The 21,325-nt window shown below is 44.2% G+C and carries 22 protein-coding genes and 1 tRNA gene; 10 read left to right on the plus strand and 13 right to left on the minus strand.

The features are described from left to right. A partial coding sequence (locus tag BIZ37_RS21680) for an Arm DNA-binding domain-containing protein (RefSeq protein ID WP_187463285.1) occupies window positions 1-988 on the minus strand: 988 nt, incomplete at its 3' end. 10 nt (window positions 989-998) lie between these two features. Continuing rightward, window positions 999-1,211, minus strand: a complete 213-nt coding sequence (locus BIZ37_RS21685; protein WP_187463286.1) for a hypothetical protein — start codon at window positions 1,209-1,211, stop codon at window positions 999-1,001. Window positions 1,212-1,405: 194 nt separating this feature from the next. Between BIZ37_RS21685 and BIZ37_RS21690 the strand changes: the two genes are divergently transcribed. Continuing rightward, the gene (locus tag BIZ37_RS21690; protein ID WP_187463287.1) at window positions 1,406-1,624 is read left to right on the plus strand and encodes a helix-turn-helix transcriptional regulator; all 219 of its coding nucleotides are present in this window, start codon (window positions 1,406-1,408) and stop codon (window positions 1,622-1,624) included. Window positions 1,625-1,867: 243 nt separating this feature from the next. Here the strand turns inward: BIZ37_RS21690 and BIZ37_RS21695 are convergent. After that, window positions 1,868-1,942: transfer RNA gene (locus BIZ37_RS21695), tRNA-Gly, on the minus strand. A 469-nt stretch (window positions 1,943-2,411) separates the two neighbouring features. Between BIZ37_RS21695 and aspA the strand changes: the two genes are divergently transcribed. Beyond that, window positions 2,412-3,842: an aspartate ammonia-lyase gene (aspA, locus tag BIZ37_RS21700; protein ID WP_187463288.1), complete on the plus strand. Its 1,431-nt coding sequence runs from the start codon at window positions 2,412-2,414 to the stop codon at window positions 3,840-3,842. A 136-nt stretch (window positions 3,843-3,978) separates the two neighbouring features. Here aspA and BIZ37_RS21705 read toward each other — a convergent pair whose 3' ends face one another. Further along, window positions 3,979-4,896, minus strand: coding sequence for a LysR substrate-binding domain-containing protein (locus tag BIZ37_RS21705; RefSeq protein ID WP_187463289.1), 918 nt, complete (start codon window positions 4,894-4,896; stop codon window positions 3,979-3,981). A gap of 396 nt (window positions 4,897-5,292) precedes the next feature. Here BIZ37_RS21705 and BIZ37_RS21710 point away from each other — a divergent pair, with 396 nt between their 5' ends. Next, on the plus strand, window positions 5,293-6,480 hold the full coding sequence (locus tag BIZ37_RS21710) for a dicarboxylate/amino acid:cation symporter (protein WP_187463290.1): 1,188 nt from the start codon (window positions 5,293-5,295) through the stop codon (window positions 6,478-6,480). 88 nt (window positions 6,481-6,568) lie between these two features. Here BIZ37_RS21710 and BIZ37_RS21715 read toward each other — a convergent pair whose 3' ends face one another. Continuing rightward, complete coding sequence (locus tag BIZ37_RS21715; RefSeq protein WP_107296167.1) at window positions 6,569-6,748, minus strand: hypothetical protein; 180 nt, start codon at window positions 6,746-6,748, stop codon at window positions 6,569-6,571. A 36-nt stretch (window positions 6,749-6,784) separates the two neighbouring features. Then, window positions 6,785-6,919, minus strand: coding sequence for a hypothetical protein (locus BIZ37_RS30550; RefSeq protein WP_255526857.1), 135 nt, complete (start codon window positions 6,917-6,919; stop codon window positions 6,785-6,787). Between the two features lie 133 nt (window positions 6,920-7,052). Between BIZ37_RS30550 and BIZ37_RS21720 the strand changes: the two genes are divergently transcribed. The 3 genes from BIZ37_RS21720 to BIZ37_RS21730 all read left to right on the plus strand — a co-directional run bounded on the left by BIZ37_RS21720 (window position 7,053) and on the right by BIZ37_RS21730 (window position 10,167). Further along, window positions 7,053-7,958, plus strand: coding sequence for a chemotaxis protein (locus tag BIZ37_RS21720; protein WP_187463291.1), 906 nt, complete (start codon window positions 7,053-7,055; stop codon window positions 7,956-7,958). Window positions 7,959-8,119: 161 nt separating this feature from the next. After that, a complete protein-coding gene (locus BIZ37_RS21725) occupies window positions 8,120-9,601 on the plus strand; it encodes an FMN-binding glutamate synthase family protein (RefSeq protein ID WP_187463292.1) in 1,482 nt (493 codons plus the stop codon). A 257-nt stretch (window positions 9,602-9,858) separates the two neighbouring features. Further along, window positions 9,859-10,167: a hypothetical protein gene (locus BIZ37_RS21730; protein ID WP_187463293.1), complete on the plus strand. Its 309-nt coding sequence runs from the start codon at window positions 9,859-9,861 to the stop codon at window positions 10,165-10,167. A 71-nt stretch (window positions 10,168-10,238) separates the two neighbouring features. Here the strand turns inward: BIZ37_RS21730 and BIZ37_RS21735 are convergent, their stop codons facing one another. Then, window positions 10,239-12,686, minus strand: a complete 2,448-nt coding sequence (locus tag BIZ37_RS21735; RefSeq protein WP_187463294.1) for a response regulator — start codon at window positions 12,684-12,686, stop codon at window positions 10,239-10,241. Window positions 12,687-12,765: 79 nt separating this feature from the next. Here BIZ37_RS21735 and BIZ37_RS21740 point away from each other — a divergent pair, with 79 nt between their 5' ends. Further along, on the plus strand, window positions 12,766-13,527 hold the full coding sequence (locus BIZ37_RS21740; protein ID WP_187463295.1) for an ABC transporter substrate-binding protein: 762 nt from the start codon (window positions 12,766-12,768) through the stop codon (window positions 13,525-13,527). Between the two features lie 55 nt (window positions 13,528-13,582). Here the strand turns inward: BIZ37_RS21740 and ribA are convergent, their stop codons facing one another. The 5 genes from ribA to hdfR all read right to left on the minus strand — a co-directional run bounded on the left by ribA (window position 13,583) and on the right by hdfR (window position 17,143). Further along, window positions 13,583-14,635, minus strand: a complete 1,053-nt coding sequence (gene ribA / locus BIZ37_RS21745) for a GTP cyclohydrolase II (RefSeq protein WP_187463296.1) — start codon at window positions 14,633-14,635, stop codon at window positions 13,583-13,585. A gap of 435 nt (window positions 14,636-15,070) precedes the next feature. After that, window positions 15,071-15,253, minus strand: coding sequence for an ATPase (locus BIZ37_RS21750; protein WP_187463301.1), 183 nt, complete (start codon window positions 15,251-15,253; stop codon window positions 15,071-15,073). 84 nt (window positions 15,254-15,337) lie between these two features. Beyond that, window positions 15,338-15,661, minus strand: coding sequence for a hypothetical protein (locus BIZ37_RS21755; RefSeq protein WP_107296159.1), 324 nt, complete (start codon window positions 15,659-15,661; stop codon window positions 15,338-15,340). A 122-nt stretch (window positions 15,662-15,783) separates the two neighbouring features. Next, a complete protein-coding gene (locus BIZ37_RS21760) occupies window positions 15,784-15,942 on the minus strand; it encodes a hypothetical protein (protein WP_170114868.1) in 159 nt (52 codons plus the stop codon). Between the two features lie 340 nt (window positions 15,943-16,282). Next, window positions 16,283-17,143 carry an HTH-type transcriptional regulator HdfR gene (gene hdfR / locus BIZ37_RS21765; RefSeq protein WP_187463297.1) on the minus strand — a complete coding sequence of 287 codons (861 nt, stop codon included), beginning with the start codon at window positions 17,141-17,143 and terminating at the stop codon, window positions 16,283-16,285. A 164-nt stretch (window positions 17,144-17,307) separates the two neighbouring features. On the opposite strand from hdfR, the gene maoP reads away from it, so the two are divergent. From maoP to BIZ37_RS21780, 3 genes are all read left to right on the plus strand, one after another. Continuing rightward, a complete protein-coding gene (gene maoP / locus BIZ37_RS21770; RefSeq protein WP_187463298.1) occupies window positions 17,308-17,649 on the plus strand; it encodes a DUF413 domain-containing protein in 342 nt (113 codons plus the stop codon). A gap of 104 nt (window positions 17,650-17,753) precedes the next feature. Further along, the gene (gene gshB / locus BIZ37_RS21775; RefSeq protein WP_107296156.1) at window positions 17,754-18,782 is read left to right on the plus strand and encodes a glutathione synthase; all 1,029 of its coding nucleotides are present in this window, start codon (window positions 17,754-17,756) and stop codon (window positions 18,780-18,782) included. Next, entirely contained in the window at window positions 18,766-20,748 is a 1,983-nt protein-coding gene (locus BIZ37_RS21780) for a flavohemoglobin expression-modulating QEGLA motif protein (protein WP_187463299.1), read from the plus strand. Before gshB ends, BIZ37_RS21780 begins: the two co-directional genes overlap by 17 nt. 84 nt (window positions 20,749-20,832) lie before the next feature. Here BIZ37_RS21780 and BIZ37_RS21785 read toward each other — a convergent pair whose 3' ends face one another. After that, a complete protein-coding gene (locus BIZ37_RS21785; RefSeq protein WP_187463300.1) occupies window positions 20,833-21,231 on the minus strand; it encodes a VOC family protein in 399 nt (132 codons plus the stop codon). Between the last annotated feature and the right edge of the window lie 94 nt (window positions 21,232-21,325).

Consider the following 21,325-nt stretch of genomic DNA (forward strand, 5'->3'; position numbering starts at 1 on the left):
GATTTCTTGGACGTAGCCCCGCTCTGCGCAGTGTAGGGTACCAAACCGAACGGGATATCACCTGATAGTTAAGAGGCTGATGTTTGGTGTTTGTAAAAACGTATTTGTATTTTAGAGATGAAACTGTCTTATGTTCGGCTAGTGCCTCCACTACCCTGTCTGGCAGCATCACGACACGGTAAGAACCCTCTGTCTTAAGATCCGACAATTCACCACGCACCAAACTCTGATTGACCGCGATAGTTTTGCTTTTCAGATCGACATCTTTCCACATTAAACCATCAATTTCACCAGTTCTGAGACCGGTAAAAAAACGCGTGATGTAATAGGCCTTGAAGTTAGCCGGAGCACTTTGAATCACTAGTTCTACTTCCTGTAAATTGAAAGGATCAACTTCAGTACGGCCTACTTTTAACGCTTTTATATTCTTCCACGGCGAAGTAAACTCATAACGATCAGCGGCTTCGGTTAGCATCATCCTTAATGGCGTCATGATATGATTGATTCGAGATGGACTAAGTACTTTCCCCTTTCGACCTGGGACTTTGGCGAGTGTAGATCGAAAGCTTAAGATTTGTTGCTTCGTGATGGCGCTGATCTTCTTACTACCGAACATCGGTATAATGTATTTCCTAAGAATACCGTCGACATCTTCATAGTGGCCTTTGCGCCACTCAATTTGCTTTTCAGATAACCAGATCTCAGCAAATTCATTTAGCCTTGGGGCATCTGGTGACTCAAAATATGCCTTTGCTTTTCTCTTACGTTCAGCAAGTACAGCAAACTTTTCGACCTTTTTACTTTTCGGAAAATACTTTGCGTAGTCGAAAGTGCCAAGGGTGATTTCGGCTTCAATACTTTTTAGTAACTGTCCGAGTCGGCGCCGGTTACTACTGTTGTCAATCAACTTGGTATACTCACGACACCGTTGCCCTTTATATCTAAAATCCAGATACAACTTATTGTTTTTGACATTGATGCTTCCCATACTTCACCTCTCAATTTCCATTTGTCAGAGAATACGTTGTCACACCATTCAACATTTCTTCTTCAACGCGCTCCCAGATGAAAAGGATTTTCCGGCCACCAAATGGACGAATGTAATGAATACCTTCAAACAGAACAGAATCCTTTAGCTGCTCACGTATGACCCTCTTGTCATATTTGATGGCCGCGGATAGTTCTGCGGTTGTTAGATAGGTAAAGCCCATAAAACCTCCAAAGTGTCTTATTGTACCTCTTGAGGGTTATTATTGACCTCGCAAGCACGCTCGTCAAGCACTTTTTGTACCTATAGAGGTACATTTAAGGTCTGGCAAGGTGACAATTAGCCCTTAAAAGCAGCTAGATTCTGGTACTGATCCTAAGTTATACTCTGGATATCAATATGTTGCGGAAATAGAAAATGATTAAGTGCCACCTTTCAACCATTATGGGAGCCAAAAGACTCAAGATTGCTGATATTGTTAGAGATGCTGGCATTAACCGAAATACTGTTACTCGCCTCTATCATGAAACAAATAACCGAATCGATTTTGATACTTTAGAAAAGCTATGCCGTTATCTAGATTGTCAGGTTGGTGACTTACTAGAAATGATTGATGACGAACAAACCGAAGATTGATGTACGTAACCAGGTTCAGCCATTAGAAATAGTTATATTGAGCTGATGTTATTGCGAAAAGTGAAATGCATCTTTCTACTAGCCAATAAATCCAATGTGGTCTCCACCTTGGTCCCTTTGTGGTCCCCAACTGTATCAATTGGCTCGAAGCACAACTGTAATTCTAACCGCCAGACACAGCAAAAACGCCATTAAGCGCTTTATTTTCAAATAGATAAATTGGGTATTACGAGACAGGAGACTTGGAGCGGGCAGCGGGAATCGAACCCGCATCATCAGCTTGGAAGGCTGAGGTAATAGCCATTATACGATGCCCGCTAATTGGAGGTTGGCCTAGAAGCCAACGATGATGTGCATCGAATAATTGCTATATTGTCACAACTTACAAAGAAGAAAAGCGTTGATTTCCAGTGCGTGACCTTTATCACAAATAACACCACCAGCCGCTTACAAAACAAACACATAGTATCATTATCACTCTGCTAAAAATAATATCACTTTATTCATAAAGCATACAAATTGAACAACACTAATTACAGGTTGTCTTTTTACAGTAATTAAAGTTGAAACAGCCATACCTATTAACTTTCACAAAGCAAATAAACATCACTAGCAGCATATATTGACGTCATATTCGAACGCTATAGTCGAATAATATTTCAAGCAGTTACTTAGCAAGATAATCCGCTATGCAAGAAATGCATTATTGCTAAATTTTAGGCATTTCACTTTCTAGCGCAAAAAGAACAAGGTGTTGGTGTCTTATCATCAATAAAAGGTACCCACCATGAGCGACATTGTTATTAACACTCGTATTGAAGAAGATCTACTTGGTAAGCGTGAAATCCCAGCAGATGCCTATTATGGTATCCACACGCTTCGTGCGTATGAGAACTTTAATATCTCGACGACAAAGATCTCTGATGTGCCTGAGTTTGTTCGCGGCATGGTGTTTACGAAAAAAGCGGCAGCCAAAGCCAATATGGAGCTGGGCACAATCCCTAGCGATGTCGGCCAGTACATTATCCAAGCTTGTGATCTGATTTTGGACACGGGTAAATGTATGGATCAGTTTATCTCTGATGTTTACCAAGGCGGCGCAGGGACCTCGGTAAATATGAACGCCAATGAAGTGATCGCCAATGTTGCGCTTGAACTTAAAGGTGACGACAAAGGCGAATACCACATCATCAACCCTAACGATCATGTCAACAAAAGCCAGTCTACCAACTGTGCCTACCCGACCGGCTTCCGTGTTGCGGTATACAACAGCATTATTAAGATGATCAGCTCTATCGAATATTTGCGTACCGCTTTCGATGCCAAGAGCGAAGAGTTTAATGACATCCTGAAAATGGGCCGTACCCAGTTGCAAGATGCCGTGCCTATGACTGTTGGCCAAGAGTTCCACGCATTCAGCACCTTGCTAAAAGAAGAAGTTAAGAACCTGAAGTATGCTGCTAACCTGCTACTTGAAGTTAACCTTGGCGCGACAGCTATCGGCACCGGTCTAAACGCAGCTGAAGGCTATCAGGAACTGGCTGTCAAATACCTTGCAGAAGCCACAGGTTTAGATTGTGTGCCTTCAGAAGATTTGATTGAAGCAACCTCTGACTGCGGTGCCTATGTGACTGTCCACGCAGCCCTGAAACGCCTTGCGGTTAAGCTATCTAAAGTCTGTAACGACCTGCGCCTGCTGTCTTCAGGTCCTCGTGCTGGCCTTAATGAAATCAACCTGCCAGAAATGCAGGCCGGCTCATCAATTATGCCAGCTAAAGTTAACCCGGTGATCCCTGAAGTCGTTAACCAGGTTTGTTTCAAAGTGATCGGTAACGACACAACAGTTACTTTCGCAGCAGAAGCCGGACAGTTACAGCTAAATGTCATGGAACCGGTTATTGGCCAGGCTGTATTTGAATCCATCGAACTACTTGGCAATGCTTGTATCAACCTTGCCGACAAGTGCATCAACGGCATTACCGTTAACAAAGAAGTCTGCGAGCATTTCGTCTTTAACTCAATCGGTATCGTGACCTACCTCAACCCGTTCATCGGCCACCACGAAGGCGATATCATTGGTAAAATCTGTGCTGAAACAGGACGAAGCGTGAAAGATGTTGCCCTTGAGCGTAACTTGCTTGGCGAAGAGCAACTGAACGAAATCTTTTCAGCCAACAACCTGATGCACCCAGAATACAAAGCCAAACTGTATAATTAATCGCTGAAACAATATAAAAAAAGGGGCTGAATAACGCCCCTTTCTAAAACATTTCAAGTCATACCATTTCAAAGTGTTAAGTTGGCTATAGAAGAAAATGAAAAGTGGAAATGACCATTTTTAACCGCACCGGTGATTATTTATCCAGCAGGCTTTCGCCTGTTAGTTCTTTTATTGGACAGATTTTGCTGAGTTCATTCCACATTGCTTCACAGGAAGAATGTAATTTCGAATAATAGCGGTAAACGTATAAATCCAAAGGTACTGGGTCCCTTGATGAAAGTATTTTTAACTGTCCTGATGCCAACTCATCTTTTATTGCATAGTCAGGCAACCAACTAATCCCCTTGCCTTGTAAAACTAAGGCCTTAATAAAATCCGTCATGGATGAAGAACACACAGTATTGTTCGTCAACTTGCTTTTGGAGCGATGAAGCGCCCTTCCCATATAACTTTCCGGCGTATAATCTAAACAAGGCACATCATCATTATTTGCCAAGTCAAAAAGCTCTTTGCCATCCTCATCGACCGCTGACACACAATACAGATAACTTCGGCCAAGATAGATTGAACGATAAGGAGCAACTTGCAACCTGTCTTCATAAAACGAAAACAAAAAGTCACACTTGCCATCTATCAATTGTTCAACCGCGTCATCAACTTCGTTCGCCTCAACAGATAAACGAGTATTTAATTGAGGGTCAAACAGGCATGAGTGCAGCTTTGGCAGCAAACTGATTGAGATAGAGTGGGCAGCGCTCAGACGCACTGTATGCCGCCCATCGAAAGAACTACCCGCGAGACGACTTACCTCTTCATCTATCTGCTGGAGGATGGACAGTGCCGTTGTCTTGAACTGTTTGCCACAGAGAGTAAGCTCAATCGGCGTTTTGCTGCGTTCGATTAACACCAAGCCTAACTCAGTCTCCAGTGACTTTATCCTACGGCTGAAAGCTGGTTGGGTAACATTTCGGACAGCCGCAGCATGGGAGAAGTTTTTTAGCTCCGCCAGAGTAAGAAAATCTTGCAGCCATTTTGTCTCAATATTTTTCATTTATTTTTCTCAATAAACATCTATCTATTGCAGTCGTCATCTTCTAACAACCCAGCCAAATCATGGTTATTAGCAAGATAATGAGAAGTCACTAGCAGAAAGGTATAAGGATCAATTACTCATTAACATATGTCTATTAACTTGATCACAATCCCTGACTTTCTCGTAATGCAATTTAATAACCGAGCCTTTTTTTTCTGCATTTCACAAGCTACCAGAATAATCATACCATCCGGATGTAACATTAATAACACTGACTCATCTTTTATATTAACAATCACGCTGGATGAGACAGATTAAAAAGCATTCTAATTAATAATGATTTAACCAATAAGCTTAACAAACCTACATATTACTATATGAAATCTGTGTCCTAATAAATAAAAGGTCAATCAAATGAACTTAATTATTAAGTTATTGTGTGGAATATTCGCTGGTATTCTCCTAGGCATGTTTGCTCCTGACGTTATTGTTCAAGCCCTAATTACAGCTAAATATCTAGTTAGCCAACTCATTAAATTTACTATACCTCTTCTTATCCTGTTCTATGTTACCAGTGGTATTGCTAGCCTTCCGAAAAACTCCGGTAAATTGCTGAGCAAAACCGTTGGCTTAGCTTATTTATCAACCCTAGGGGCGGGTATCCTGGCCTTCTTGGTGGCCAAAAGCCTTTTCCCTACCCTGCTTAGTGGTGCCGGACAACTGCCTGAAGCCGAAACTGTTCTAACCCCATTCTTAGAGCTTCAGATCCCACCGATCATGAATATCATGACCGCATTGACCGTCGCTTTCATTTTCGGCCTGGGGATTTCCAACACGGGTGCTGAAAACCTCAAGAAGATCAGTGATCAGGGCCGTGACATCATCGAACTGTTCCTTAATAAGGTAATGATCCCATCGTTGCCGTTCTATATTGCTGGTGTGTTCGCTGACATGACGGTCAAAGGGACAGTATTCGCAACCCTACAGACTTTCAGTTTAGTCTTGCTTGCTGTTGTCGCCATGCACTGGTTCTGGCTGAGTTTCCAGTTCGTCACTACCGGTGTCGCCCTGCAACGCTCACCGCTGAAAATCCTGCGCACTATGCTGCCGGCTTATTTCACCGCTGTTGGTACCATGTCCTCGGCGGCAACAGTACCGGTTACCCTGCAGCAGACTAAACGCAACGGGGTATCCAACTCCATCGCCAACTTTGTTGTACCACTGTGTGCCAATATCCATATGTCAGGCTCAGTGATCAGTATTGCCAGCGTAGCGGTGGCCGTCATTATCATGACCGGTGCCGGCCCAGTACCTAGCTTACTGGAAGCCCTGCCATTTCTTGCGATGCTGGGTATCACTATGGTTGCTGCACCAGGCGCACCGGGCGGCGCAGTGATGGCATCAGCCGGTCTTCTTGGCTCAATGCTTGGGTTTACCGAGGAGATGATTGCCCTACAAATCGTCCTTCACCTTGCCCAAGATAGCTTTGGTACAGCCTGTAACGTTACCGGAGACGGTGTTATTGCACTGCTCATTGACAAAGTTTCTGACTCAGCCGAAGAGACTGGAGGCGAGCTGATCCCTGCTGAAGAGGTCGCCTAAAGCACGTTGCTACAAAAGTAGAGTAGCTTCCACACCATAGATGAAAAAAGCCAGCTTAAGCTGGCTTTTCTTCACGATTTCAATGTGATCATTTAGATGGGTATTCGCCAATTTTGTCTTTGGCTGAGTCACCAGTGACTTTCCAGTGCTCATTAGGATCATAAGCTTCGTCACAGATGTCCAAAGTAAAGCCCATATCTACGACTTCTTTTAATGTCAGATTGTCAGCCAGTTTTGCAATATCGCCAGATTTGTTACGTAATTCCATATCCGTCTACCTTCTAACAAACGCCCTTTCACCTTCTTAAATATAGTGGCGATGCGGTAACTTGTCCTGTAGGTACAGAGATGCGCCGATACCGGCTATATGTTCAACCGCCACATAACCCCACGCTTGATTACCGAACCATTTATGCTCGCCAAAGTAGAGAGAGATCAAGCTACACCTAAATATCTTTGCGCTCCTGTTCCATCTTGCTGATTTACCGCTAAGATATAGACAAAATAGAATGACAAACCATCTTAAGTATCGCTTCGATGTGTAACCAAGATTATCAACAAGGGATTGGCCAATGATAAAAGCAGCAACAAATCAATCTCAGGGAATGCTGTTATTCAAACTGACCCACCAACAGTCTTTTGCCATTGGTACGTTAAAGGTCAAAGAAATTGTGCCTTATACGCCCCTGACTGCGATTCCGCATTCACACCCAACTGTATTAGGTGCAGCAAGTCTGCGGGGTGATACACTGCCTGTTATCGACATGGCGAAAGCCGTTGGGTATCCTCCCCTAACCAAAGATGAGCTAAAAAATAGCTATATTATTATTACCGACTGCCGCCGTATGCTGGTTGGCTTCCTTGTCCGGGGTATCGACCGCATTACCGAATGCAACTGGCATAATATTGATGCACCGCCAAGCTCTTTGGGTAAAAATGTCTTTGTCACAGGTGTCACTAACGTCGATAACAAACTGGTGCAGTTGCTGGATGTCGAGTTGTTGCTATCAAAAGTATTCCCAGATAGCCCTGATAGCCTGCACCCGATTCTGACTGATGTAGAACGTGAAGTACTACGCCCGCTGAAAATACTGCTGGTAGATGATTCAGCCGTTGCCCGCCGCCAGCTTTCGCAAGCGCTAGACAGTATTTCTATCCCTTACTTCATTGCCACCAATGGCCATGATGCACTCGACATGCTCAAGCATGCCGCCGGGGCTGGAGCGCCATTTGATATCTTGGTCAGTGATATTGAAATGCCGGGCTTGGACGGTTATGAGCTTGCCTTTGAAGTCCAGAATACTCAGCAACTCTCGCATGCCTATATTATCTTGCATACCTCGCTTTCAAGCGAGATCAGCGTCTCACAAGCCCACCAAGTCGGTGCCCATGAAGCGTTGACTAAGTTTGAGGCCAACGAGCTGATCCATGCCATGCTCCGTGGTGCAGAAAAGAAAAATAACGCTCAAGTGGCTTAGCCATAATTCCAAGCCAAGCCTCCTTGCTTGGCTTGATTCATCACTCTTTAGGGCTATTGTGCTAATAAGTGTCGCCCAACAATGAAATTTATCGAAGTTAGAGCGTTCTCTACTCCTGTATAAGCTAGCTTTATATCTAGCCATTATTATTGGGAGGCATCATGGGCGACTCATTAATCTTCGGTATCAATTTCCTGTCTGGTTTATTTATCATCTGCTTAGGGTTAGGTGTACTTGCGGTGATCTATATGTACATCACCGATATCCGCCAACATAAGCACGCCATTAGACATAACTACCCGGTAATTGGCCGCTTCCGCTATTTGTTCGAAAAGCAGGGTGAGTTCTTCCGTCAGTATTTTTTCGCCATGGACCGAGAAGAAATGCCTTTCAACCGCGCAGAGCGAAGCTGGGTATATAAAGCGGCTAAAAACGTAGATCGTACCCTTGCATTTGGATCCACCCGCAGCCTTGAGCCAACAGGCACCATTATGTTCATGAACTGCGCCTTTCCGACCTTAGAAGAAGACGCTGTTGCTCCCGCCCCAGTTACCATTGGTCCTGATTGCCGAACCCCATATACCACCTCTTCTATTTTCAACATTTCAGGAATGAGTTACGGCGCCATTTCCAAACCAGCAGTACAAGCACTCTCCCACGGAGCAAAAATAGCAGGCTGTTGGATGAATACCGGTGAAGGCGGTTTGAGCCCCTACCACCTTGAAGGTGGTGCAGACGTTGTTTTCCAGGTCGGTACGGCAAAATACGGGGTTAGAAATGCTGAAGGGCACCTGAGCAAAGAAAAACTTGAAGAAGTCGCAGCGCATCCTGAAGTCAAAATGTTTGAAATCAAAATGAGCCAAGGGGCGAAACCGGGTAAAGGCGGGATTTTACCGGGCGGAAAAGTGACGGCGGAAATCGCCAAAATTCGTGGTATAGCCGAAGGCCAAGACTCCATCAGCCCAAATGGGCATATTGATATCCGCAGTGTCGGTGATTTACTCGATATGATTGACTTCATCAGGGAAACCACAGGTAAACCTGTAGGCTTCAAATCCGTGATCGGCTCACTTAACTGGTTTGATGAATTATTAGATGAGATAGAAAAACGAGGTAAAGCCAGCGCACCGGATTTCATTACTATCGACAGTGCTGATGGTGGTACTGGTGCTGCCCCCCAACCGCTTATCGACTATGTAGGTCTGCCTCTCAAGGAGAGCTTGCCTCTTGTGGTAGCCCGATTAGAAAAGCATCAACTAAAAGACAGAATAAAAGTCATTGCCTCAGGCAAACTTATTACACCGTCGAAAGTCGCTTGGGCTATTGCCCTAGGAGCAGATTTTGTTGTCTCTGCCCGTGGCCATATGTTTGCCTTAGGTTGTATCCAAGCATTGCAATGTAACAAAAACACCTGCCCAACAGGGATCACCACCCACAACAAGCGGTTACAACAAGGGCTCGACGTGGGAGATAAAACCCAACGAGTCGCCAATTACAATAAATACATCCATTACGGCCTTGGTGTCATCGCGCATTCATGCGGGGTTACCAATGCCCGGCAACTTAACAAGTCACATATTCGGATAGTCACCGAAAATGGACTGTCTATTGCGCTAGATAAGCTTTATGAGAACCACCAATAAGGCATTGTTGCAATTTCAGCAACCATGACAAGAATACAAACAGTGTTTTCAATAAACTCAATGGTTAAAATTAAACCAAATGAAAATTTACGCTCAATGAAAAGATGTTTTTGAACGGCGTTTTAATATACTTTTAGCCTTTAGCGCCCTCGTCACTAGCCAAGGGCGCATTATTTACTCTTTTGACCTTGTTCTGACATTTCATCTCGGTCGACATGTCAAAGTACAACTACTGACTGACAACCCACTATAGACCCATGATTTCGCGCACTATCGCAGCTATTGCATTACTGACAGCATCCGCTTTTTCTTACGCTTCCCCAGAGCTGCTTGTTCCAGTTGAAGTTCCAAATACCCAACTTGCTCATGTTGAAACACTGGTCATTGATGGTGATATTAATGACAGCCTACAAATGCTACTGAATAACACACTGAAAAATAAAAGTAGTGATTTTTACGTCATTGACGACATCTCAGAAGATACGCTAAACAATACCCTGACCATCGTTATCACCTTGTACAACCAACCAATTTCATTACCAACGGATGATTGGTCCCTGAGTTAAAGCAACCACATAAAAACTAAACAGCGCCTACAAGGCGCTGTTATGGACGTAACAAGGCACAATCATTATCTTCAAGAAACTGGTGATTCAGCCAGTGGGGCGTGCTGCTCTAACTTCTGTTTCAAAATCTGTAAATTTACCGGCTTAGATACGAAGTCATTCATACCAGCAGCAAAACATTTATCTTTCTCTTCTTTAACCACATTCGCGGTAAGAGCAATAATCGGGGTAAAACTACCAGATTGCTTTTCAAGCTCTCTTATCTGACGAGTCGCTTCAAAACCATCCATCACCGGCATTTGGCAATCCATAAATATCACATCAAAGCGCTTCTCTTGATAAATATCTACCGCAAGTTTGCCATTCTCAACAATCTCAACCACGGCCCCTGCCTTCTCAAGCATCATTTTAGCCACTTTCTGGTTAATCAAGGTATCTTCAACCACTAGCACTTTTACTGCTGGCTCCACCTCTGTTTCTACTTTGTTTTGCTCCTCTTTCTTCTCAGATTTTTCGATCTTTTCCTTCAGGGCCGATTTGATATCAGTGTGAGTTTTTTCTGTTGGTAAAAGAGTTGGCTCGTTAGCTGGTTGTTCCTGCACTAAAATATCATCGCTAGCACTTTCATTTGCTAGCTCAGAACCTAGCACCTGCTCATCACCACCAGGCTCTGTAGATTTGGATACCAACTTGAGTATTGCCCACTTCAGGTGGGCATCTTTGTAGGGACGGGTGAGGAAAGATTTTATCCCGAGACTTGCTGCTTTCTCTTCATCATTCATTTCGGGGGCAGCTGAAATCATCATCAATTGTGGGCAGTTGGCACCAAAATGACTCTGTAATTGCTCAGCAAGTTCAAAACCACCCAAAATTGGCATGTATTTATCAAGAATTACCACATCAAAGGCTTTTTGTTGGGCTGCGGCTTTTTCAGCCATAGGGATAGCCATATGAGGATCAAGGCAACTCACCGCCTTGGCACCAAACGCCTCAAGCTGAACCGTAGTAATGCGCATGTTCAACATACTGTCATCAACCAACAGGATACTCAGCCCTTCAAGCACGGAACGCTCTTCAACCGGTATATTGGTTTTCTCTTTCGGTAACTCGATAACAAACGAAAAAGTACTCCCTTTACCCGGTTCACTATCAACGACTATCTCACCACCCATCAACTTGACCATCTCACGGCAAATGGCTAACCCCAGCCCTGTGCCACCATATTGCCTGGTCGTACTGCCATCAGCTTGCTGGAACTTCTCAAAAATAGCTGCCTGCTTGTCTTTAGCAACCCCTATCCCTGTGTCAATGATTGAAAACTTAACTTTAGCGAGTTCTTCCGTGCTCCCTAAGTGTTCAATTGCCAGGTTGACCTGCCCTTTATCCGTAAACTTAATAGCATTGCTCACTAAATTATTGAGAATCTGCCTTAATTTAGCACCGTCCCCCATTAGCATCGGGCTGATGGTTTTCTCTACCGAACACGAGAATTTAAGGCCCTTCTCGGCCGCTTTTATCATAAACAGAGATTCGACTTCCTTGTTCACTTCAAACAAGTTCAGGGGCACCGATTCTAGTTCAAATTGGCCAGCCTCAATTTTGGAAAAGTCTAGGATGTCATTGATCAGATCAAGCAGAGACAGCGATGAGGTATGCAGCATATTAATGTATTCTTTTTGATCGGCTGGCATCTCCATTTCGCGCATCAGCCCTGATAAGCCAATGATGCCGTTCATTGGGGTGCGGATCTCATGGCTCATATTTGCCAAAAACTCACTTTTCTTTAAGTTGGCCTGTTCTGCGGTTTCCCTTGCTTCTTCAAGTTCCATATAGTGCTGGCGAATATGCCCTGCAGAGCGATTGTATTGCTCAGCTAAGGTAGTAACTTCATCATCAAACCACCTTTTAGGGAGCGTAACGGGTAGCGGAACGTTTTGCTCATCAAACTTAGTCACTGCGATAGACATATTGGTAAGCGGTTTAACAACCAAGTGGTAAGCAATCAGCATGATACAAATCGAAATAAAGAAGATTTGTAAGCTATGGCCGAATAACAGAAGTAAAAAAGTATCATAGAGGCTTTGATAAATAGGCTTGAGATCTGACTGTACCATCAAGGTACCGAGTACAAACTCTTTCTTCATGGCCTGATGAGAAAGCTGCCACTGCTTTTCCAGCACGCCGTCATTCAGCGTTTCACCCAATTCTAGAATGACCTGACTATCATCGAAGATTTTGACATAGGAAATTGATGGTAGGCTGAGTACCCCTTCAGCCTGTGTCATCAATAGTTCCCTGTCTTCAACCCATAAACTTGAGGTCAAGCTAGACTGATAACTATCTTGGATTTGGGTAAATCGGCTTTCTATATCTTTGAGCTCGCCTTTGTATTCTAGGTATAAACTCAGTGTTGTTGACAGAAGTGTAAATAGTGAACTGAGCAAGATGATAGAAAACAGTAATTGCTTGGCTATACCAAACTGACGATGTTTTTTTAACGGCCTTGTCACGTCCTTCATCCTTAAACTCGCATCTTCCTATTACTCTACTAACCTAATAATAGACCTTCAAAACGGAATATTAAGACAAGGACCAAAAATGAAGAAAAAAACACTATTCTCATTAGGGGTTATGTTGAGTCTCCCACTATATGCCGTCAATACTCAGGCTGAAACCGTCAATTATTATGTCATCGCTAAACAAGCCGAACCTTTCCAAATTGAAGAAGGTAACAACCACCAAGGGATCGTGACGGATATCGTTAAAGCTGTATTCGAACAAAGTCCATATAATATCGAATACCATACCTATCCATTCAACCGCATGATCACACTGCTTGAAGCTGGCGGTGAAGCAAACTGGATTACGTACGGCAGCCCTAATTGGGGAGGCGTTCAGGCTGCTAACCTATCAGATAATCCTATTTATAATGTCCATCATGTGTTACTGAGTAGCACTGGTGTCCCTTTTAACTTCAATACGATGCAAGATCTACAAGACAAGGTTGTTGTCTTGTTGCATGGCTTCGATTACCCCCAATTAGAGCCTTATATTGATAAAGGGGAAGTAGAAGAGTTGCGGGTCAAAGATTACAGTGCTGCTTTTCGAGTTATCAATAAATTACCCGGAGATACCGCTTTTGTCGAAATGGAATCGCGGATTAAATACAACCTCGGAAAGCAAGATAAAGACAAAGGCAACTTTAATATCCAGTCATTCAATACGGTTATTCCAGATTATCCGATTTATTTAGCCTTCGATCCTAAAATGGATCCTGAGCTACAACAGTTTATCAACCAACGCCTAAATGCGCTTAAGTCAACAGGAACGATTGACAACATTGTAGATAAATACCTTTAATACCTGATAATAAGAAGGCCACATTAAAGTGGCCTTCTTATTCGTCTAATTAAAATCACTCAATAAAAGATGAATCAAACATATGGCCTAATTTGCTGGCTTTAGTTTTCAAATAACCATTATTATGAGGATTATTTCCCTCTTGTAAAGCTACTCGTTCTACGATATTAATCCCTGCCGTTTTAAGTGCTTTTACTTTTCGAGGGTTATTCGTCATCAACTTGACTGATTCAATATTTAAAAAACTCAGCATCCCTTTGCAAAATTCATAATTTCTCATGTCAGCAGCGAAACCAAGTGCTTCGTTGGCCTCGACCGTATCGGCGCCATTATCTTGTAAGTGATAGGCACGAATTTTATTTAATAATCCTATTCCTCGTCCTTCTTGACGTAAGTAAAACAAAACCCCGCTACCGGCATTAACGATATTTTCCATTGCTCTTGATAATTGGAACCCACAATCACAACGGGCACTGAACAACGCATCGCCGGTTAAGCACTCAGAATGAAGACGAATGAGCGGTGGTTCTCCTTGTTTAAGTTCACCATAAACAAGGGCAAGGTGCTCTTTACCCGTTTTCTGCTCAATAAACCCATACATTCGGAAGGTTCCCCATTGGGTGGGAAGTTTTGCACTGTCGACATAGTGGACGTGGTTAAACGGTTCTTGTTCAGCGAAGTAATCCCTCACTTCCATCAAGATCTTGCCCAGTTCATTCTGCCCTCTCCCATCTCCGCCATCGCCCCAATAGCTGTCTTTGTGTGAGTGCTCAGTCAGTCGTTTTTCTCCCGTACTCACCAAGAGGTGAGTAAAATGTGGATTCTGGCGAAATTTTTCAAAAACGATATAACGCATGACAGAATGACGGACATCCATCCAATCCGATTTCACTAAGTGGTTATACTTCCTACTGAATTGAAAAGCTTCATCTGGTGTCGGGGCATTTAATATCTGTTGTACAAAAGCAGGGTCGGTAAACTTTTGCGCTTGGTAATAATGTTCGCTGGTAGGCCAGATAACATCACTTAACTGGATGGGGCTATCTGCAAAATTGGATAAAAAACCATAATCTTCATTGGGTTCATAGAACTGAATTTCTTCAATCATTCATTGCACTCCTAATAAATGAACAATTACAACTGATGATATTGTAATGCCTCCTTTTTCATACAATTAAGTATAGTTAAAGTATGAGAACCACAACAAAAAAGTTAAACTATTTTATGAATTACTCAATGACAATTTCGGTAAATCACTAAATATTCATCATTAAATAAATCAAACGCTCGTTTAATTCATAAATAATAAAACACAAAATAATGCAAAAGTATTAGAAGGCTGCCTAGCCAATTAGCCAGTTAAGGTATGAAAATGAATATTGCCTTTAGTTCATGAAAAGAGCTATGGCAAGAGAATACAGTAAATTAAACATATACCCTTATTTTAAAAATAAAAAACGGCACAATGATCGCTCATTATGCCGTTTCCTTACTGCTGTATTGACTAAACCTGATATTGATAGTAACAGGCTTCTTAATACAATTACTCGCCTGCAGGAGCTGTACGCTTACCTGTCATAAATTCTTCAAGGATTTCTGGCGTCAACTCACCGGCTTCCTCTAGGCGCTTCAGTTCTTCAACAATGCGCTTTTGCTCGTCAATCGAAGGGATCGCCAGCTCAGGCTCTTTTTTGATGTCTTCAGGAATAGAAAGATTGTCTAGCATCATTTCACTCTTGTCTTGCAGTATTTGAATTTAAACTGGCGTCAGTATACATGATTTGCAACAAGAAATATTGATCAAGATACATCAACTAAATTGGCCGATAACCAGTTCTGTTTCAACCAGTACTTCATAGTCATGATCGTGTTTATGGATCACATGTAGCTCAACTTCGCCAAGCTTGGGGTGCTTGAAATGATAATGGCCATCAGGGAAATGGGTGCTGCCATCCCCTTGAAAAGTGATCACAAAGTGTTCGATAAACCGACCGAGATCATCGAAGCCATGGCGGGGCTGTTGGGTGACTTTGCTGACTGTAAATTCTGCCTCATGGCCAGACTGGTCAAAGACCTTAACTTGCTCGCCAACCAGCTTCTGAACATTATCCATCGACATAGGGTTTTTAGACATAGTGACAGCCTCTTTGCAGATACGGTTCTGACTATAAGCGTAAACCACTCGCGCTAAAAACCACAAAGGGCGCCAATCGGCGCCCTTTATCGTTACATCAATCGTAAAATCGCGTTATAGAATCAATAGCTGTCGTCATACTCCGGGAATGCGTCGCGCTGGCGTGCGATACGGCGCTTCTTCTTCTTTGAGGATTGCCCGAAATCTTGAAAATCTTCTTCAAAATCGAACTTGTGTTTTGACTTAGACCCTTTAGAGAATTTTTGATCTAACTTAGCCATGATTGTTTCCTGAAACCATTCCAGAGTAAGTAACAAATACAGATTAATTGAACGCTAGCAACGATACATGCCAACAGCAAAATATCACTACCAAACCTGATCGAAGTGTAACTTTGGATTATGACAAAAATACTAAACACCAGCGGACCGGCCACAAATAGTATCAAGGTCATCAATCCCATAATGCCGTTTGTGATATACATCTACATTCTCGTATCGCTATCCCCCACTACTAAGGGGGGATAGCGAGAGGATAGGAGATCAATGCATTTTATGTACAACAAGTAATTTCACTGGCATCGATAAAAGAATCTGATTGTCCTTTTAGCTCTGGTTTACGCTATACACTTTCAATAATTTGATTAAAAGGTACTGCCAGCATCGACTCTAGCATCTCTGCTTTTTCGATGTCTTCTCGCCATACCAAATACAGCGACTGCTCCATTACAGGGGCACCCTCGACCGGGAACAGTAAGCCTTCCTGCACACTGGCCGCTACAACCGGTGAAGGCAAGAAGCCCACACCTTTATTGTTAATCAAAAACTCCAATGCCATTTTACTGGAATGGGTATGCATAATTGGCGTCTTTTGGAGTTCCACTATCCGGCTATGTTCTACCGAAAAACGGGTACCCCAATCTAGATAAACCAACGGCAGTGATTTCAGCTGCTCCATCGTGCAACCTTTCTCTTTGGTTACTAACTGCAACTGGTAATCACGAACCTTGGTCACCTGCAGGTTTTCTATTTTAGGAGGCTCAGAGGTAATGGCCACGTCTACACTTTTATCCAGCAGTTGTTTCGCTAGGCTCTGGCGCGGAATCGACTCCAAGCGCAGAGCCAATCCTTCTACATGCTGATAGATGCGGCTTACCCAATCTGAAATACCATCGAATTCCCAGAATAATGAAGAAGCACCAATTGTCACTTGCTGGTTGAGCGATTCTGTTAACGCCACATCCTGCCTTGCCCTACCCCAGGTTTGTAATATTGCCTCGGCATAAGGTTGTAAACGCTCTCCAGCTGCAGTGAGGTGTACATTGCCGCGCTGGCGCGAAAACAAGTCATTCCCCAATTGGGTTTCAAGTTGGCGAATACGAAAGCTCACCGCAGACTGGGTTAAAAACAAGTTGTCTGCCGCACGGCCGAAATGGCGTGTTTTGGTCACTTCAAGAAAGGTTCTGAGTAGTTCTGTATCCACTAGCGTCCTCGACGACGAAGATTAAGGGTTAAAAGGAGCATAATACATCTGGATGCTATTTCATCTTAATCAAATATTTTTATCGTTACGACGAAAAACTTTTGATTTACAAGATCAACAACCTGAAAGAATATCTGCGCAAATCACGTTTGGAAGCATATTCAATGAGAAGTGTAGGCAAATTTTACGACGATAAAAATTTCCCACGAGGTTTCAACCGCTCAGGTGTTTTCACCATTGGCGAAGCACAGTTACTCGAAAACTTTGGCCGCACCATGCGTGGCCTTGCTGATGGCTCCTTATTTCCGGAAACGGAGAATGAACAAGAATTTCTGGCCGAAATCAGCGGCACGACAGAAATTCATACCAGCTATGCAAAGTGCTGGTCTAAGTACGTGAACAAAACTACCAACAAAGTACGTAGTTACACGTTGTGTGTTTCGCAAAGAAAGCAAAACAACAACGACTATGAAGATGACGACGTCGATACCGACCTAGACATCTAAACTCTTTAAAGACGATTAATAATTAACGAATAAGCCATCCACCTTTGTGCGATGGCTTACTTCTTTTTACCCCTGTCAACGTTGACAGTAATTAGGCGACTGCTATGAAAATTTGTTTTGTTATGTATCCGTGGGACAAAGTTGAGCCAGAAAACGACTCAACACTGCGTCTGATCCACGAGGCTGCCTCGCGCGGTCACACGGTAGCCATTACAACACCGAATAATCTAACTATGCGGCACAGCACGGCGATTGCATTCTGCCAAGTGCTCAAACAAACCGAGGTATCTAACAATATCCCGAGTTTTTACCGCAAGGCAGAGTTTCGCAAAGCCCAGTTACCGTTGGCAGGTTTTGATGTCATTTTCATGCGCGCCAACCCGCCGCTGGATACCATGGCTCTTAACTTCTTGGATTCTGTTCGTGATCACACTTTCATCATGAACGATATCGATGGTCTGCGTGTGGCGAACAACAAGCTTTACACCACATCGCTACCGGATCCGAATAACGAGTTCATTCCGGTAACCCACGTGTCGAAGAACCGTGATTACCTAGAGCGCGTTCTAGAGGAAAACCAAAACGATCGCATGATCCTAAAACCGCTCAACGGTTACGGCGGTAAAGGCGTGATCCTGGTTGAGAAAAGCGCCAAGTCGAGCGTGAAGTCCCTACTGGATTTCTACATCGGCGACGACAAAAACTACGTCATTCTGCAGGACTACATTGAAGGTGCTGAAGAAGGTGATGTGCGCATTATGATGCTAAACGGTGAGCCTATTGGTGCAATGCGCCGAGTACCAGCCCAAGGCGATGTGCGCTCTAACATCCATGCCGGCGGTAAGGAAGTGAAACATACCCTAACCAAGCAGGAGCTGCGTCTGTGTAAGCACATCGGCCCTAAACTGGTGCGCGATGGCCTTTACTTCGTTGGCCTGGATGTAATCAACGGCAAATTGGTTGAAGTTAACGTGCTGAGCCCTGGAGGCATCACCCGTATCAACCGTTTGAACCGTACTAAGTTGCAAGCTCAAGTTATTGATTTTGCTGAAACCGTAGTTAAAGCAAAAGAAGTCAGCATTGCTCGTAAAAATGAATTTCGTCAGGTGATTGCCGATGCTACAACTTTCTGAAGCGGAAGTTCTGGAAAGGATCCAGCAACATGTTCCGTTTGAAGCGCAGCTTAACGATGGGAGCTTGACCATTCGCATCAGCGAATATCAGCCATACATCGCCACAGCTATCCATCATGGTCACCGCCTTCGCGGTGACCTGATGCCAAACTGTTTGCTCACAGAAGAAGAGCGCTATTTCGAGGAAGACCCGTTTACGGGCGATTTCATTTCCTCGCTGCCGATCGTACTTCAGGGTGAAGATTCACGCTACGAGTACGATTTGAACCGTGCGCCCGAAAACTGCATCTATGATGAAGCTTGGGGCAAACCGGTCTGGCAAACTCCGCTTTCTGATGAGGAACGTGCGGTTTCGCTGGCAAAACACAGTTGCTACTACCGTATTCTGGCGTGCCTGATTGATACGTTGGAAAGTAAATTCGGCCTTTGCCTGTTGTATGATGTGCACTCATACAACTACCAGCGCATCGATCGTGATGTACCGGTATTCAACCTTGGCACGCGACAAGTCAACACCCGTCGTTGGCGCAAGGAGATTGACAGCCTAGTTGGCAAGCTGCGCAACATCGAATTACCGAACATTGACGTTCGTGCCGAGGTCAATGATGTGTTCCAGGGCATGGGCTACCAAGCGAGCTTTGTCAAAGCCAACTTTGCCAATACGCTGATCATGCCGCTGGAAGTGAAGAAAGTCTTCATGGACGAGGCACGTGGCGAAAGCTTCCCGTTGGTACTTGAGAAGCTTCGCGCTGAGATGAAAAACGTACTGACTGAACACGCTGCAGAAACTATTTTGCGCCGTACCAAAGTCAAGAAGCTTACCAGTAGTCATGTTTTGGCATCCAAGTTGCCGCGTGAAGTGCTCAAGCTTGACCGCCAACTGTTTTCGATTGCACGAGGGGTGAATACGCTTAGCTATATCAACCCGCTGAACATCAAGCAGGAGAAGCGTCGGTTCTTGCACCGTCCCTATGATTACCAACCTGACTTTACTTACCGTCAGCTGGATCTGGACCCGTTCAAGTTTCGCGAACAGCTATACCGTTTGCCGGTAGAAGATATCCGTGATGCGGATATCCAGGCGATGTATCGCAAAGTGATAGATCAGCTTGCAGTGCGTATCGACTTGCTGACCAGCATAGGTAGCGATGAGTTTTTGTATAACTCGCTACGTTACTATGGCCAGCCGGATCAAAACGATATCGCCAATGCCAACTTCATCTTGCACGCCTGTGAATATAGCGAGCCAGAAGAAGAGACAATCACGGCCCAAGAAGCGATTCAGGCGTTCAAGCTTGCAGCTGAAGAATATGGCGTGAAGTGTAAAGTCGCTGGTTCCAAGCAATTGATTGCTCGAGCAATGGTCAGCGGGCGGACTATCAAGGTGAACCAAGCGGCGAAATTCAACCGCAAAGATCTTGATGCCCTGATCCACCATGAGCTTGGAGTGCACTTGGTCACCAGTGCCAATGCCGACTTGCAACCGCTGAAAGTCTTGAAACTGGGACTCCCAGGTAACACCCATTCGCAGGAAGGCTTGGCAATATTGTGTGAGCACCTGTCGGGAAGTTTCCCACTGCACCGCTTGAAGACGCTGGCATTACGGGTTATTGCGGTCGATATGATGGTCAAAGGTGAGAGCTTCAATGAGACCTTCCATGTCCTTAAACATGATTATGGGATCAGCAACGATCAAGCCTTCACCGTAACTGCACGGGCATACCGTGGCGGTGGCTTTACCAAGGACTACTTGTACCTGAAAGGGCTAAAGGATGCTCTGCATGCCTATGCCAAAGAAGATCTGACGTCGATGTTTATCGGTAAAACCGGTTTTGAGTTCAAACCGCTACTGGATGAACTGATCACCCGTGAGATCCTCAAAAAGCCGACTTACTTGCCAAAAGCGCTGGCGATGAAGGATACCAGTGATCCTATCATCGGCTATATGCTCAAGTGTATTAAGTAAGGTCAGCACAAAAAACAGAAAAGCCGCAGGGTTCTAACCCTGCGGCTTTCTTTTTGTTGTTATGTGGCTACATACATTGGCGCTTTAGTCTTCACACTCTTTGTTCTCGTAAGCAATCACCGACACGATGGCACCGTCTTGGTCGCTGATAGCACATATACGCCCTACACCTGGGATATCCTTAGGTTCATAGACAATACAGCCACCTGCCGCTTTAGCCGATGCTACGGTATCGTCCACATCCTCCACCGTGATATAGCTCCCCCAATGGTTGGGGATATTCTCATATCCTTCAGGCTTACCCATAATACCGCCTACAGGCTCACCACCGGCTTTTAGGACATGGTAAGTCCCTCCTTCCATTGGCATGGCTTCTACTTCCCAGCCAATGACTTGACGGTAGAACGCAATTGCTTTCTCAGGGTCATCAGTCATTAACTCGGACCAACTAAATGCACCGTGCTGCTCAAAAACACTCGCCATCTTGCTCTCCTTATCGATGTTGTACACCTGCTATTAAAACTAGCCTAACTCACCAACTCTGCTCTCTAAATTCATCAGGGATTTTGATCAACGC

This window comes from Photobacterium sp. BZF1 (assembly GCF_014349205.1).
Classification (GTDB): Bacteria; Pseudomonadota; Gammaproteobacteria; order Enterobacterales; family Vibrionaceae; genus Photobacterium.